This window comes from Chryseotalea sp. WA131a (genome assembly GCA_025370075.1).
Classification (GTDB): domain Bacteria; phylum Bacteroidota; class Bacteroidia; order Cytophagales; family Cyclobacteriaceae; genus ELB16-189.
In genome coordinates, this window is the sequence record CP073016.1 from 4,127,550 (window position 1) to 4,143,171 (window position 15,622).

Annotated in this window: 14 protein-coding genes; 6 read left to right on the forward strand and 8 right to left on the reverse strand. The window is 40.3% G+C overall.

The features are described 5' to 3' along the window. Nucleotides 1-95 precede the first annotated feature (95 nt). The gene (locus KA713_18860) at nucleotides 96-1,538 is read right to left on the reverse strand and encodes a hypothetical protein (protein ID UXE66485.1); all 1,443 of its coding nucleotides are present in this window, start codon (nucleotides 1,536-1,538) and stop codon (nucleotides 96-98) included. Between the two features lie 499 nt (nucleotides 1,539-2,037). Here KA713_18860 and KA713_18865 point away from each other — a divergent pair, with 499 nt between their 5' ends. From KA713_18865 to KA713_18890, 6 genes are all read left to right on the forward strand, one after another. Further along, nucleotides 2,038-2,349 (forward strand): helix-turn-helix transcriptional regulator, encoded by a 312-nt coding sequence (locus KA713_18865; protein ID UXE66486.1) that lies wholly within the window; start codon nucleotides 2,038-2,040, stop codon nucleotides 2,347-2,349. 172 nt (nucleotides 2,350-2,521) lie between these two features. Continuing rightward, nucleotides 2,522-4,069 (forward strand): type I restriction-modification system subunit M, encoded by a 1,548-nt coding sequence (locus KA713_18870; protein UXE66487.1) that lies wholly within the window; start codon nucleotides 2,522-2,524, stop codon nucleotides 4,067-4,069. Next, nucleotides 4,066-5,253 carry a restriction endonuclease subunit S gene (locus KA713_18875; protein ID UXE66488.1) on the forward strand — a complete coding sequence of 396 codons (1,188 nt, stop codon included), beginning with the start codon at nucleotides 4,066-4,068 and terminating at the stop codon, nucleotides 5,251-5,253. Before KA713_18870 ends, KA713_18875 begins: the two co-directional genes overlap by 4 nt. Then, entirely contained in the window at nucleotides 5,246-6,118 is an 873-nt protein-coding gene (locus tag KA713_18880; protein UXE66489.1) for a Fic family protein, read from the forward strand. The genes KA713_18875 and KA713_18880 overlap by 8 nt, the downstream gene beginning before the upstream one ends. A gap of 27 nt (nucleotides 6,119-6,145) precedes the next feature. After that, nucleotides 6,146-6,505 carry a four helix bundle protein gene (locus KA713_18885; GenBank protein UXE69193.1) on the forward strand — a complete coding sequence of 120 codons (360 nt, stop codon included), beginning with the start codon at nucleotides 6,146-6,148 and terminating at the stop codon, nucleotides 6,503-6,505. Between the two features lie 19 nt (nucleotides 6,506-6,524). Continuing rightward, nucleotides 6,525-9,626: a type I restriction endonuclease subunit R gene (locus KA713_18890; protein UXE66490.1), complete on the forward strand. Its 3,102-nt coding sequence runs from the start codon at nucleotides 6,525-6,527 to the stop codon at nucleotides 9,624-9,626. Between the two features lie 166 nt (nucleotides 9,627-9,792). On the opposite strand, the gene KA713_18895 is transcribed toward KA713_18890, so the two are convergent. The 7 genes from KA713_18895 to KA713_18925 all read right to left on the reverse strand — a co-directional run bounded on the left by KA713_18895 (nucleotide 9,793) and on the right by KA713_18925 (nucleotide 15,602). Next, nucleotides 9,793-10,092 carry an RNA-binding protein gene (locus tag KA713_18895; protein UXE66491.1) on the reverse strand — a complete coding sequence of 100 codons (300 nt, stop codon included), beginning with the start codon at nucleotides 10,090-10,092 and terminating at the stop codon, nucleotides 9,793-9,795. Nucleotides 10,093-10,365: 273 nt separating this feature from the next. Next, a complete protein-coding gene (locus KA713_18900) occupies nucleotides 10,366-11,370 on the reverse strand; it encodes a zinc-binding dehydrogenase (protein ID UXE66492.1) in 1,005 nt (334 codons plus the stop codon). A 54-nt stretch (nucleotides 11,371-11,424) separates the two neighbouring features. After that, on the reverse strand, nucleotides 11,425-12,492 hold the full coding sequence (locus KA713_18905; protein UXE66493.1) for a branched-chain amino acid aminotransferase: 1,068 nt from the start codon (nucleotides 12,490-12,492) through the stop codon (nucleotides 11,425-11,427). A gap of 148 nt (nucleotides 12,493-12,640) precedes the next feature. Further along, nucleotides 12,641-13,255, reverse strand: a complete 615-nt coding sequence (locus KA713_18910) for an FMN-binding negative transcriptional regulator (protein ID UXE66494.1) — start codon at nucleotides 13,253-13,255, stop codon at nucleotides 12,641-12,643. 41 nt (nucleotides 13,256-13,296) lie between these two features. After that, the gene (locus KA713_18915; protein UXE66495.1) at nucleotides 13,297-13,629 is read right to left on the reverse strand and encodes a DHCW motif cupin fold protein; all 333 of its coding nucleotides are present in this window, start codon (nucleotides 13,627-13,629) and stop codon (nucleotides 13,297-13,299) included. A 15-nt stretch (nucleotides 13,630-13,644) separates the two neighbouring features. Further along, on the reverse strand, nucleotides 13,645-15,048 hold the full coding sequence (locus KA713_18920) for an aspartate aminotransferase family protein (protein ID UXE66496.1): 1,404 nt from the start codon (nucleotides 15,046-15,048) through the stop codon (nucleotides 13,645-13,647). 110 nt (nucleotides 15,049-15,158) lie between these two features. Beyond that, the gene (locus KA713_18925; GenBank protein UXE66497.1) at nucleotides 15,159-15,602 is read right to left on the reverse strand and encodes a GNAT family N-acetyltransferase; all 444 of its coding nucleotides are present in this window, start codon (nucleotides 15,600-15,602) and stop codon (nucleotides 15,159-15,161) included. Nucleotides 15,603-15,622: the final 20 nt, after the last annotated feature.

Sequence of the window (15,622 nt, forward strand, 5' to 3'; positions counted from 1 at the left end):
TTTCTTTGGAAAAGTTGTAAGTTGCCAGTATGCAGTCGGCAGTAAATTTTTGAAAATTTCTATCCTGCCTACTGGAAACTGCCTACTGCCTACTTTTATCTGTCTATTGCCTTCACCACTCTACCATAATAGGTCTCGGAGTCAATTTTTTTAGCTGCTGTGCGATAGGCTTCTTTCAACTCGGCACTACCTAGGCGCACTTGCTGGGCGGCATCGAGCAATACTTCTGATATGTAGTGGTCGGAATCAATTTTGCCAGCGGCTGTTAGCACGCTCACGATCTTGGCATCGTTCATGTTTTTGCTTTCCAAGGCGGCTTTCAAAATAATGGAGGCATAGTGGTCACTGTCCACGGTAGCTACGCGATCGACCAAGATTTTAAAATCACCATCGTTCAAATCTTGGGTGGCTAGTACTTCTTTGAATACTTCCGTTAAATAGTGGTCGGAGTCGATGCTGTTGCTCAGCATTACCAGTGTTTTCAATTGTTCGGTAGAAATTTTTCCTCGCATCATGTGGCGAAGTACTTCGGTTTTGTAGTGGTCGCTTTCAATGCCTTGAATCGATTCCAACGCTTTTTGATACGACAGGGCTGATAAATTGGGTTTGTCTAACGCGCGGTTGATAACGATGGTGCGATAGTGATCGGAATCTATGGACTTCGCGGAAGCTAGCAATTCGGCAATGGTAGCATCGGTGATAGTAGTTTGCTTCAACAGGCTGGTGAGCACTTCGGTTTTGTAGTGGTCACTTTCCATTTTGCCAGCCGCCTGCAATACAATCCGCAGCGCATCGGGTGAGGCGGACTGGCTGCGCAAGGCGTCTTTGATTACTTCTGATTTATAATGATCTGAATCTAATTTGTTGGTGGCCGCGAAAACCGCATCCGATGATTCTTTGGTGGATAACAATTTTGAAAGATTGTTTCTTAAAAATTCTGATAAATAATGATCGGAGTCGATGGATTGCGATACGCGCGAGACCACAGACGCGTAATCTTTGGAAGCCAAATTCATGGAAGTCAAAATCTTGGCATAGTGTGCCTTTACGTGATCGCTTTCCATTCTGCCAATTTCATCCAGCACCGCATTGACGCCACCGCTTTTATAAAACCGATTCACACGACTTTCGGCACCAATGGTGGTGGAGCGCACCATCTCGGGCATGATCTCGTGCATCCATTGGCGACCTTCTGGTTCAAAAGGTATTTGTTCGCGGCCTTCATAGTATTCGCGCTTCAGTGTGTTGCCCATCGGTTTGATAATGAGGGTGCGCCTGCTGCCAAATACGGTTTTCTTGATTTCTAAATAGCCATCGGCCGACATGCTTTTGATGTCTTTGTCGTCATCGGTTAGTTCTATTTTACCGCGCACCTCCACGCTAAAGCTGCTGACGCCATTGCTGGTGCGGTAGTTGGTGGTGATTTTGCTAGAGGAAGAATAAATTTCTACTTGCGCATAGCCTTTGCTTACCATAGCGATTACTATCGCCACAATGATCCCAATCAATAGAAGGGAGCGTTTCATATTCTTTTCCATAGACATTATTTTCCGTGATTAACGGCACAAAGGTGTTGAAAGGATGCAGCCCCCACAATCAATGGGTAACGAGTTGCAGGAATTGTGTAGTGAAGTGCGGGTTTGGGTTTTGGGCAGGGTGATGACCCTTGTTCTAGACGATTGTTGCTTATTTTTTATATTTGAGAAATAGACGCAATGGTGTTGCGGGTATCCAAACGTTGTAGCACATACCCTGGGACGACCAAACTAACCGCCAAATTTGAACTAACAAAGATTTGATTTTGTTAACTTTTAAGTTAACTTTGCAGAAGTGGAGAAAATCCGACAAATCATATTTCACGGGGACTATTTCCTTGACTTTTTTAATGACCAGACCGAAAAGGTTAAGGATAAAATTGAGCACGTCTTATGTTTAATGGATTTCAGAAAAAGTCACAGAAGACACCAAGCGGAGAGATTGAGAAGGCATTAAAGATTAAGGCTGAATATTTTATCGAAAAAGTTAAATCAAATGGACATGGAAACAAAAAATAAAAGAAAGAAGACTGTAGCGACTTTTGATGAATTAATTGAAAGCCGACACGGAAAAATTGGGACTAAAAAACGGACAGATTTTGAGATCAAAGCTAAGTCCTTTGCAATTGGAGAAATAATTAAAGAAGAAAGACGACTTGCTAACATGACACAGGACGAGTTAGCAGATAAAACGGGGACAAAGAAGAGTTTTATTTCAAGAATTGAGAATGGACATAGCGACATTCAACTATCGACTTTGTTTAAATTAATTGAACTGGGACTTGGGAGAAAAATATCATTGACGATTGAGTGAAGGGTACGCGCTACAACACTGTGCTTATGCAATAGCGGGTGACGTGGTACCTTTACGTTTTGTTTTCATAATTTCGTTCTGCTTGTGGGACAGCGCGCAGTTTCAAACTCCCGCTACTGACATAGCACAAACCGTTGGTAGTTAAACCAAAAGACTTACTAAAAGATAAAAAATGACAAGCACAACGCAACGAGCTGAACTACAAGCTAAAATATGGAAAATAGCCAACGAGGTGCGTGGCTCAGTTGATGGATGGGATTTTAAACAGTTTGTATTAGGTACTCTTTTTTATCGCTTTATTAGTGAAAACTTTACCAATTACATTGAAGGCGGTGATGATAGCGTAAACTATGCAAACTACCCCGATACAGACATTACACCCGAAATAAAAGACGATGCTATAAAAACGAAAGGGTATTTTATGTATCCTAGTCAACTTTTTGTTAATATCGCCAAAACAGCCAACACCAACGCTAATCTTAATACCGACTTAAAAACCATTTTTGACGCCATTGAAAGCTCCGCTAATGGCTACCCATCAGAAAAGGCTATAAAAGGTTTGTTTGCCGATTTTGATCCCACCAGCACACGGCTTGGTAATACAGTTGAAAACAAAAACAGCCGTTTAGCTGCCGTTTTAAAAGGTGTTGAAGAGCTTGATTTCGGCAATTTTGAAGACAACCAGATTGACCTTTTTGGCGATGCCTACGAGTTTTTGATTTCTAATTATGCTGCCAATGCCGGAAAATCGGGAGGGGAGTTCTTTACGCCACAGCACGTATCAAAACTCATTGCTCAATTGGCCATGCACAAGCAAGACAAGGTAAACAAGATTTACGACCCTGCGGCTGGTTCAGGCTCTTTATTGTTGCAAGCCAAAAAGCATTTCGACAATCATATTATTGAAGAAGGTTTTTATGGGCAGGAAGTAAACCACACCACTTACAACCTTGCCCGTATGAACATGTTTTTGCACAACATCAATTACGACAAGTTTAGTATTGCTCTTGGAAATACACTTATTGACCCACACTATGGCGATGAGAAACCCTTTGATGCCATTGTATCAAATCCGCCTTACTCTATAAAATGGATTGGAGACGATGACCCAACGTTGATTAACGATGACCGTTTTGCTCCTGCTGGTGTATTGGCTCCTAAATCAAAAGCAGATTTTGCTTTTGTATTGCATGCGCTAAGTTATCTTTCAAGCAAGGGACGTGCGGCTATTGTTTGCTTTCCAGGTATTTTTTACCGTGGTGGTGCAGAACAGAAAATCAGAAAATATTTGGTGGATAACAATTTTGTGGAAACCGTTATTTCCGTAGCACCTAATTTGTTTTTTGGTACTTCCATTGCCGTTACGCTTTTGGTGCTTTCCAAGCATAAAACAGAAAACATAACCCAGTTTATAGATGCCAGTGGTGAGGAGTTCTTTAAAAAAGCAACCAACAACAACGTGCTTACTGATGAGCATATAGCTAAGATAATGGACATCTTCGATAAAAAGGAAGATATGCCGCATATCGCCATTTCTGTAGATAATACCCGAATTTCTGAAAACGATTATAACCTATCCGTTAGTTCTTATATAGAAGCAAAAGACAATAGAGAGCAAGTGGATATTACTATGTTAAATGCAGAGGTCTCTCAAACAGTTGAGAAGATAAATGCACTTCGTGCTGACATTGATGCAATAATAAAGGAAATTGAAGCATGAGTTATTTGGAGAAATTATTAGAAGGTGTACAAATAGATTGGAAGACTTTAGGAGAAGTAACAAATGTACTTCGCGGACGAAGATTGACTAGAGAGCAATTATCAAATGACAACAAGTTTCCTGTTTTTCATGGAGGTTTGGAGCCTTTGGGTTATTACGAACAAAAAAATAGACCAGCAAATTCCGTAATGATAATAAATGTTGGAGCTTCAGCTGGTACTGTGGGCTATAGTGATGTTGACTTTTGGTCTTCCGATGGTTGTTATAGTATCGAACACTCAGAAAAATTAAACGATAAATTTCTTTACTATTTCCTAGTAGGTCAACAACATTTCTTGCAATCTAAAGTTAGAAAGGCTGGCATTCCTACATTAGATGCACCAGTTATTGAGAAAATCCACGTTCCCATTCCATGTCCAGATAATATGGACAAATCTCTCGAAATCCAAAAAGAAATTGTTCGTATTCTCGATACGTTTACAGAGCTTACAACAGAGCTTACAACAGAGCTTACAACAGAGCTTACAGCGCGTAAAAAGCAGTATGGCTATTATCGGGAGCAGTTATTGAGTTTTGAAGAGGGTGAAGTGGAGTGGAAGACGTTGGGGGAGGTTGGGGAAGTACGTATGTGTAAGCGTATTCTTAAAGAACAAACATCTGATATTGGTGAAATTCCTTTTTATAAAATTGGAACGTTTGGAAAAGAAGCAAATGCTTATATCCCAAAAAAATTATTCACTGAGTACAAATCAAAATACAATTATCCTAGAATCGGAGAAGTATTGATTTCAGCAAGTGGCACCATTGGAAGAGCAGTTATTTTTAACGGAGAGGATGCATATTTTCAGGATAGTAATATAGTTTGGATTGAAAACGATGAATGCAAAGTCTTGAACAAGTACTTATTTTACTTTTATCAGATAGTCAAGTGGGAAATTTCCGAAGGTGGAACTATTCAAAGGCTATATAATGATAATTTAAAGAAAACGAAAATCCCAATACCATATTCAAAGGATACCCAAAAATCCCTCAAAGAACAAGAACGTATTGTAACTATCCTCGATAAATTCGACATACTCACTACTTCAATAAGTGAAGGTCTGCCAAAAGAAATTGAGTTGAGGAAAAAGCAATATGAGTATTATAGAGATTTGTTGCTAACGTTTAAACCAGCCAATGTCTAAAATTTCTATACGTTTTTTTGATGATAGAGAAGTACGCGCCATTTGGGACGAAGCGAACAGCAAATGGTGGTTTTCTGTATTGGATATAGTAGCGGTGCTTACCAACCAAGACGATTACACTAAAACCCGTAACTACTGGAAGTACTTAAAAGCCAAGTTGAAGAAAGAGGGCAGCCAAGTGGTTAGTGCCACTACCCAGTTGAAATTTCTTGCACCAGACGGCAAAAAGCGCTTAGCCGATATGCTTGACTATAACGGCATTATTGCTTTGGGCAAAACTTTTCCGGGCACCAAAGCCAACCGGTTTATCGAATGGTTTACCTATAGCGATGAAACCATTGATGGTAAAAGTAAATCGAAAGCCTATGCCTTGTTCGAAAGTTCTTTTTTAGAAAATATTGAAACAGGAACAACCAAGGGCCTACAACAAATACATGCCTATCTGTTTGGAGGCCTGTATGATTTTGCAGGACAAATCAGAACAAAGAGCATTTCAAAAGGTGGCTATCGCTTTGTCTATGCTCAACACTTGCCCACTGTGTTGAGGCAAATAGATGCATTACCTGAAAATACATTGAAAGCGATCGTTTTTAAATATGCGGAAATGAACAAAGCACACCCTTTTATGGAAGGTAATGGACGAAGCACACGTATTTGGTTAGACCTTATTTTAAAGAAACAATTGAAACAATGCGTTGACTGGAGCCAGATCAGCAAAAAAAACTATATGAATGCAATGATCATAAGCACGGTTGACAGTAGTGAGCTTTACAAGCTCATCAAAAAAGCATTAACCAAAGACATCAACAGCAGGGAAATGTACATGAAGGGCATAGACTATTCATACTACTATGAAGAAAATTAATGGTTAATGGTTATTGAAGGATACATGATGAAAGAGAATATTGTAAAAAATAAAAGTTTTGGGTTTGCAGTGCGGATAGTGAAGTTGTATCAATATTTGTGTGAGCAGAAAAAAGAATTTATTTTATCAAAGCAGTTATTACGCTCGGGTACAAGCGTGGGAGCCATGATTCGGGAAGCAGAACATGCCGAATCAAAATTAGATTTTAAGCATAAAATGGCAATTGCTCAAAAGGAAATAAATGAAACTATTTATTGGCTTGAACTATTAAAGACAACTGATTGTTTAACACGAGAACAATTTGAAAGCATTAATGCTGATGCAACAGAAGTAATCAAATTAATCACTACCATCATCAAAACCACCAAAGCCAACATTAACCAATAAGAATTGACAATTAATCATTATGTACAAAACCATAGCCGAATCAAATAACTTCATCGTACTGGATAAATTCACCAAGTATTTGGAAGTAAATGAGGCACCAGCAGTTTATCAAACAGAGGCTGCATTGGAGAAGGAATTTATTCAAGACCTAATCAATCAAGGGTATGAAAATCCCATAAACCTCAATACGCCTGAGGCCATGTTGTCGAATATAAGAGTTCAGCTTCAATCGCTTAACAATGTAACATTTTCGGAGGGAGAGTGGGCTCGTTTTGTTGAAGAGTATTTAGACAAGCCAAGCGATAACCTTGTTGAGAAAACAAGAAAGATACACGACAACTATATACACGATTTCGTTTTTGATGATGGTCATATCCAAAACATCTACTTAGTAGATAAAAGGAATGTTGCACGGAATAAAGTTCAGGTGATTTCACAATTTGAACAGAAAGGAGCGCATGCTAATCGGTATGATGTAACCATTTTAGTAAATGGATTGCCCTTAGTTCAGGTGGAACTAAAAAAACGTGGCGTTGCCATCCGCGAAGCGTTTAATCAAGTACATAGATATTCAAAGGAAAGTTTTAACGCAAAGAACTCGCTTTATAGATACGTTCAGATTTTTGTCATATCAAATGGTACTGACAGCCGCTATTTTGCAAATACGGTAGAGCGAAACAAAAACAGTTTTGACTTCACCATGAATTGGGCAAAGGCGGACAATACATTGATTAAAGACCTTAAAGATTTTACCGCAACATTCTTTCAGAAAAAAACACTTTTGGAAGTGTTATTAAAGTATTCTGTTTTTGATACCAGCGATACGCTGCTAGTGATGAGACCGTATCAAATTGCAGCAACAGAAAGAATTTTATGGAAAATTGAAAGTTCTTTTCAATCAAAAAAATGGTCGGACACAGACGGAGGCGGTTACATCTGGCACACCACAGGTTCAGGCAAAACCCTCACAAGTTTTAAAGCAGCACGTTTAGCAACGCAGCTCGATTTCATTGATAAGGTATTCTTTGTAGTAGATCGTAAAGATTTAGACTTTCAAACCATGAAGGAGTATCAGCGTTTTTCTCCTGATAGTGTGAATGGCTCTGATAGCACGGCAGGGTTAAAAAGAAACATTGAAAAGGACGACAATAAAATTATTGTTACTACAATACAAAAGCTAAATAACCTTATGAAAAGTGAAGGTGATTTAGCCATCTATCAAAAGCAAGTGGTTTTCATTTTTGATGAAGCCCACCGTTCGCAATTTGGTGAAGCTCAAAAGAACTTGAAAAAGAAGTTTAAAAAGTTCTATCAATTTGGTTTTACAGGTACGCCTATCTTTCCACAAAACGCTTTAGGTGCCGAGACAACAGCAAGTGTATTCGGTCGTGAATTACACTCGTATGTAATTACGGATGCCATTAGAGACGAGAAGGTGCTGAAATTTAAAGTGGATTATAATGATGTACGTCCACAGTTTAAAAGTATTGAAACAGAAATTGATGAGAAGAAACTAAGTGCGTATGAAAACAAAAAAGCGTTACTCCATCCTGCTCGAATAAATGAAGTTTCTCAATACATCTTACAGAATTTCAGGATTAAAGCGCACCGAACACAAGGAAGTAACAAAGGCTTCAATGCCATATTTGCCGTTAGTAGTGTTGATGCAGCTAAATGCTATTACGAGGAACTAAACAATCTTCAAAAAAGTAGCGATAAACCTTTAAAGATTGCAACAATCTTTTCTTTTGCAGCCAATGAAGAACAAGGTGCAATTGGTGAAATAGTAGATGAAAATTTCGAACCTTCGGCAATGGACATCAGCGCTAAAGAGTTCTTAACCAAAGCCATCAATGATTATAACGCTATATTTAAAACCAGTTATGGCGTTGATAGTAATGAGTTTCAGAATTACTATCGTGACCTTGCCAAGCGAGTTAAGAGTAAAGAGGTTGATCTTATCATTGTGGTCGGGATGTTCCTCACAGGGTTTGATGCACCAACGCTCAATACACTTTTTGTTGACAAGAATTTGCGTTATCACGGTTTAATACAAGCTTTTTCACGCACCAATCGTATTTATGATGCCACCAAGACATTTGGTAATATTGTTACATTCAGAGATTTAGAAAAAGCAACAATTGACGCTATTACGCTTTTCGGTGACAGCAATACGAAGAATGTTGTTCTTGAAAAGAGCTACAAAGAATATTTACAGGGCTTTACAGACATTGTTACCGGTGAAGCGCGCAGAGGGTATGTTGAAGTAGTAAAAGAGTTAAATGAGAAATTTCCTAACCCTGACGATATTGTAAAAGAGAAAGACAAAAAAGAATTCGCTAAGTTATTCGGAGAATATTTACGAGTAGAAAACATACTCCAGAATTACGATGAGTTCAACCACCTAAAAGCTTTTCAGGCATTAGACAAAAATGAACCAGCCGCTGTTGAGGAATTTAGAAAAGCTAATTTTTTAACAGAGGAGGATATTGCCGCAATGCAAAAAATTGAATTGCTCAAAGAAAGGACAGTTCAGGATTACCGTTCCACTTATAATGATATACGTGACTGGTTAAGACGTGAAAAAAGCGGTAAAGAATCAGAAGAATCTACAATCGACTGGGACGATGTAGTATTTGAGGTTGACTTATTAAAATCACAAGAAATAAACCTTGATTATATTCTTGAATTGATTTTTGAGCATAACAAGAAAACAAAAGACAAGGATTCATTAATAACAGAAATTCGAAGGGTTATTCGAGCCAGTGTAGGCAATAGAGCAAAGGAGAGTTTGGTGGTTGATTTTATTAACGAAACCGATCTCGATACCCTTCAAGATAAAGCAAATGTTATTGATACATTCTTTGCATATGCGCAAAGCAAACAGAAAGCTGAAGCATTAGAATTAATCTCAGAAGAAAATCTAAATATTGAAGAAGCGAAGCGTTACATAACAACTTCTTTAAAGCGAGAATATGCAAGTGAAAACGGAACGGAATTGAATGCTCTCCTACCGAAAATGAGTCCTTTAAATCCTCAATATTTGACTAAGAAGCAAAGTGTTTTTCAAAAGTTGACCTCATTTGTGGAGAAGTATAAGGGTGTAGGTGGTAAACTTTAAACATCTACAAAGTTAGTCCTAACTGATTCGATATCAGGTCGCGCTTAACATTTCGCTGGGCTACATTTTTAAGCCCTCCTATTCCCCACACTGCATAGAAAGCCCCTAAAAAAAATGCCCCTGCTTTTCAGCAGAGGCATGTAAGTAGAATATCTTCAATCAGTGATTAATCGTTTCTTCTACCGTAACCGCCACGGCCACCGCCACGGCTGTTGCCACCTTCTTCGCGAGGACGGGCCTCGTTTACTACAAGGTTCTTGCCCATAAAGTCAGCACCGTTCAGTTGGTTTACCGCTGATCTTCCTGCAGTGTCGTCTGCCATTTCTACAAAACCAAAGCCACGGCTGCGCTGTGTAACTTTGTCCATGATGATTTTCGCAGAGCTTACTTCTCCGTACTCAGAGAATAACTGCTTCAATTGTTCCTCGGTTGCCTTCCAGGGAATGTTGGCTACATAAATGTTCATTTGTGTTTTAAAAATTAAGTGATAAAATGTTCTTGCTAAATCAATAAGGCCAGGCTTTCCATATGCTCACAGAGTGAGCTATTTCAGGTGGGTTACTTCATTAACACTTCAAATATAGGGATATTTTAAATTAAAAAGCTAATAGTTGTTTGTAGGGGGCAATTGAAATAAACTGCTATAGACACTTTACTCCTTTGCTAGGGAGCGCAGAATAGTTCAGTTAGGAAACCCTCTTTTGGTATTGAAATACCTCTATTTGTGCCAAAAAGTCTACTATTTTCCTATTCTCACCACGATTTTTCCAAACTGAGAGCCTTCTTGCATGCGTGCAAAAGCTTGTTGGATATCTTCCAAAGGATAAACCCGATCGATGACAGGCTTTACTTTTCGGCTCTCAATAAATTCCAGCAACGACAAAAATTCATCGTGTGTGCCCATGGTAGTACCAAAAACAGTGAGCTGCTTGTAGAATAATTTTCGGGCATCAAAAGAGACTGTGCTCCCGGACGTTCTGCCAAAGTTTACAATGCGGCCACCGGGTGCCGCCAATTCAATCAATTTATCAAAGTCTGCACCGCCCGCACTGTCAATAATCACATCAAAGCCGTTGGTATCTTTCTTTGCTTGGTCAACCCAGCCCGCATCTTTATACGAATATGTTTTGATAGCGCCCAGTGCTTGTGCTTTCGCTAACTTTTCTTCACTGCCCGATGTGACCGATACTTTTGCCTGATACGCCACCGCCAGTTGCAATGCCCACAATGCAGCGCCACCACCAATGCCTGTGATCAACACTTTTTCGTTTGCACGCAATCGCGCTTTGCTGAACAGTGCGCGATAGGCAGTCAATGCCGCGAGCGGAACAGCGGCAGCTTCTTCATCGCTGAGCTGCTCCGGCTTTTCAAAAATATTTTTTTTGGAAATGGCAATGTATTCGGCAAACGTTCCGTTGTCAGGGTTGCCTAAAATCCGAAAGGCATCTCCTTGCACCAACGGATTAGCACCCCAATCCAAACTTGGCAATAGAATTACTTCAGCGCCTATCCACTGGGGATCCACATCGCTACCTACTTCTTCCACCACACCGCATCCATCCGAGCCTAACACTACACCATTGGCATGCAGCACCGTAGCTTGTTCGAGTGTTGCCCACAAATCGCGGTGATTGATGGCAGCCGTTTTTAATTTCACCACTACTTGGTCTTTTGTGGGTTTGGGTTTTGGAAAATCCATAACCCCCAAAGGAATGTCTTTCCCTTTGAAAACAACTGCTTTCATTAAATTCTGGTTTAAAAAGTTTTTTAGTTCAGCCGCGAACGCTGAGCTAAAGAACTACTTCACAACGTAATTCCATCCATGCGCGTCTGCCTCCACTCCCATGCGTATATCGTTTAGTTTTTTCTTCACGCGTAATTGGAAGCTAGAATTATCGATAGCAGGTAATGAATAATCTTTTCCGTGTATGCTGATGACGGCAATCTGAGAGACCACCGCGGCCGTGCCCACGCCAAAGGCTTCGGTAATGGTGCCGTTCTTAAAGGCCTCTTCAATTTCTGCCACGCTCACTCTGCGCTCTTCTTTTTCTATTCCTAAACTTGAAGCTAGGGTTAAAATGGAATCGCGTGTAACACCATCGAGCAAGGAAGTAGAGAGCTTGGGTGTCACCAATTTTCCGTTCAATACAAACATCACATTCATCGCCCCTGATTCATCAATGTAAGCATGGTCTTTGGCGTCCGTCCACAATACTTGGTCGTAGCCTTGCTTTTGCGCCAACATGGTGGGGTAAAATGCGCCACCGTAGTTGCCGGCACATTTGGCGAAACCCGTTCCACCTTCGGCTGCGCGCACAAATTGTTCTTCTACTTTTACTTTTACAGGCTTTGAAAAGTAAGGCCCCACAGGGCTGGTCATAATAATAAACTTATATTCATCGGCTACCTTCACACCAAGTTTGGCTTCTGAAGCAAATACAAATGGTCGCAAGTAAAGAGACGAGCCTTCGTTGGTGGGTATCCAATCGGCATCCACCTCAATCAATGCACTCAGCGAATTGACAAAAAATTCTTCGCTCACAAGGGGCATGCACATGCGCTCGAGCGAGCGGTTCAATCTTTTGTGGTGACGCTCGGGTCGGAAAATAGTAATGACTCCTTCACTATTTTTAAACGCCTTCATGCCTTCAAAAACAGATTGCCCATAATGCAACGAGAGCATGGCTGGCGACATCATCATGTTGGCATAAGGCATAATTTTGGCTTCGTGCCAACGCTCATCTTTGTAATCGGCCACCAGCATGTGGTCGCTGATGTGGTTGCCAAAGCCTAAGTTATTGAAATCAATTTCGGATAACCGAGATTGCTTTACGCGTTCTACTGATATGGAGTCGGTGAGTGTCATGGCGATTTTTATTTAGGTGTAAAGGTATTATAATTTTAGATGTCAGATTCACGATTTTAAATTTTTGTTTATTGACTTTCGAAACGGATTCACACCGATAATTCAAAAACCGGAATCTGCGTAAATCTGTGTCATCTGTGGCAAGATCTTATTCTTTGTAACGCGCTCTCTTCATTTCTTTTGCAATCTGGATGGATTGATTGTCGCCTCTTTTTTCTAATTCTTGAATGATGTTTGCATGATTTTTATCATCGCGGTTTTGCGAAAGTTTATACGCGGCCTCTAGTTTGGTGATGGTCATTTCAAATGCTACAATCCCGCGGATCTCGTTATTTAAAAATTTCGCACTCATGCCTTCTACTGTTACCGGATGCTCAGAGGCTTTTTCATATTTGTTCACCAAATGCTTCAACGCGTTTACCAATTCTTCACCTTCAATAGTGCGAATGGTTCCATAGGCATGCACGGCAATGTAATTCCACGTGGGCACATTTTCGTGGTCGTACCACGAAGAAGAAACGTAGGCATGCGGCCCTTGGAAAATCGCCAGCACTTCGGTGGTTTCATTCCAACTTTTCCATTGGGGATTTCCGCGGGCAATATGACTTGTCAATATTTTTCCATCCGATGAAAGATACATGGGGATATGCGTTGCCCATGGCTTGCCATTTACCTCACTGACTAAAATTCCGAAACCATTTTGACGAATGAACTCCAAAAGTTCTTCTTGGTCTTCGTTGCGATTTGTTTTTGCGGTGTACATGTCGGAGAAAGAATATAGGAGTTAGGAGTCAGAATATAGAATTAATCAACAATGAAAAGTTTTACACCACCATCACTTTTTGTTCGATGGCTATCCGCATGGTCACCTACTTGATAAGACATGCCTTTCTTCAACGTAAATTTTCGACCATCTCTCAATTCGGTAACCATTTCGCCCTCTACACAGAAAATGATATGCCCCTTATCGCACCAATGGTCTGCTAGGTAATTTTTGGAATACTCCATCATTCGCACTCTTATTGCACCAAATTGTTTCACTTTCCAAGTAGCATACCCGCTTGCTCCTTCGTGCCTTTCGGATGGGACTTCATCCCAATTTGTAATCCCAAAATTTATTGAACTGTCTAAATTCATGCTACTGTTTGGTATTTAAATTTGTTTCGAGATTATCTTCATCAATTCAACAACTATTGCTACATCTTTTTCGGTTGTTCTCCAATTCACAAATGCTGCTCGAATTCCTTTTCTTCCTTTATAAACCGTAGGAGTCATAAATACTTTTCCGCTTGCATTGAGCTTGTTTAGAAACAACTGAACCTTGGTTTCATTTTCGTCTCCATGCAAGGTGAAACAAACGGTATTCAACCGCACAGGAGCCAATAATTCAAAAGCATTTTCTTTCTCCAGTGATTTTCCAAACAGTTGTGCCAACTGAATATTGTTCTCCACCATCTCTTGGATCCCCTTTCTGCCATAGGCCACCAACGAAAACCAAGCAGGCAATGCTTTCAATCGTCTGGAATTTTCGGGCAGGAAATTCAGGTAATCAAAATTTTCAAATGGGTTGCCCAAGTAGGGTGCATTTGAGTTTTGAAACGTTTCAATTTGCAATACATTGTGTTTTTCTTTCACGAAGAATACCGCACTCTCGTAGGGCACGTTCAGCCACTTGTGACAATCAATGGTAATGCTATCCGCCAACTCCCAACCCGTGAGTAAATGTTTGTGGCTCTGCGAGCATGCTGCAAATCCACCGAAGGCTGCATCGATGTGCCACCAGAAATTGTATTTTTCTTTTAGCTTGGCAATGGCCACAAAATCATCGAAGTCAACGGTGTTCACCGTGCCGCCACTTGAAATCAAAATGGAAGGTTCACCATTCAATTGACTGAAATGATTTTCGAGTTCAGCGATATCAATCGCTTCACGGTTTCCCTCCACTACTTTTATTTTGATGATGTTGCTACTGCCAATGCCCAACATCGATAGTGATTTGAGGGCGGAGGAATGCGGAGTGGCGGTAAGAATTTTTATTGAACCCGAAACTCCCTCTTTGGCAAAATCTTTTCCTAATTGTTTGCCTAGCCATTGCCGCGCTACTCCCAAGCATGTGAAATTGGACATGGTGGCGCCCGTTACAAACCCACCAAAAAAATCTGGTGGCAATCCAAACAAATCCAACAGCAAATAAATGGTTTCGATTTCAATGTTGGCAGAGATGTCGCCATAGCCTTTTGTGTTTTGTGAATTTTGATCGTAGATGCTCGTGAGCCAATCGCCTACAATCGAAGCAGGCGTAGTACCACCAGTCACAAAACCCCAGTAGCGTGACCCAGAGGATGCCACCATCAAAGGTTCAAACCGTTGGTTGAATTCTTGTAGGGCGGCCATTGAACCAATTCCATTCCCAGTTAAACTCTTTTTGTACTCTACTGTATGATGTGTCGAGGTAGGTCGATGCTCTAAGTGGTTCAGGTAGTGGAGACTCTGTAATTTTGCGTTATCGAGCAACACACTTAGTTGATCTAAATCATTTTGGAGCTGGTTGTTCATGGTGCTGTTCTTTTATTCAACTTTAATAACTGAGTGAATTTGTTTTTCAAAATTTAGTGACTTTGTGATAATGCATGAGCTTTGTGCATTCACCTTATATCATTTGCTAGTTAAACATCCCAGCTATAATAATTGTGGTCTTCGTCCAAAACAAAATTAGTGCGCGGATACAAATTATTTCCAATCGTATTGCTCTTGGCAGTTTCCAATAGCAAGCCGCATGCGCCTGTTTGGTAACACAACTCTTTAGACTTTTCAATCAGTGCAATCGAAAAACCTTTTCCGCGAAAGCGTTCGTCCACAAATAGGTCATTCAACAACCAAAGTCGTTTCATGCGCGTGGAAGAAAACAACGGGTAGAGTTGCGTGAAGCCCGTCATCACGTTCGCCTCGTCAAACGAAACAAAAATCACCGATTCGTTTTTCTCGATTCGCTCGTGTAAGAAATTTCTAGCTGATACCACATCCGATTCTTTTTTGTAGAACACACGATAGTGGTCGAATAGAACAGCTAGGGAATCTAGGTGATGGAGAGTGGCTTTTTCAATTTTCATCGATGGGTCTTTTAATTTCT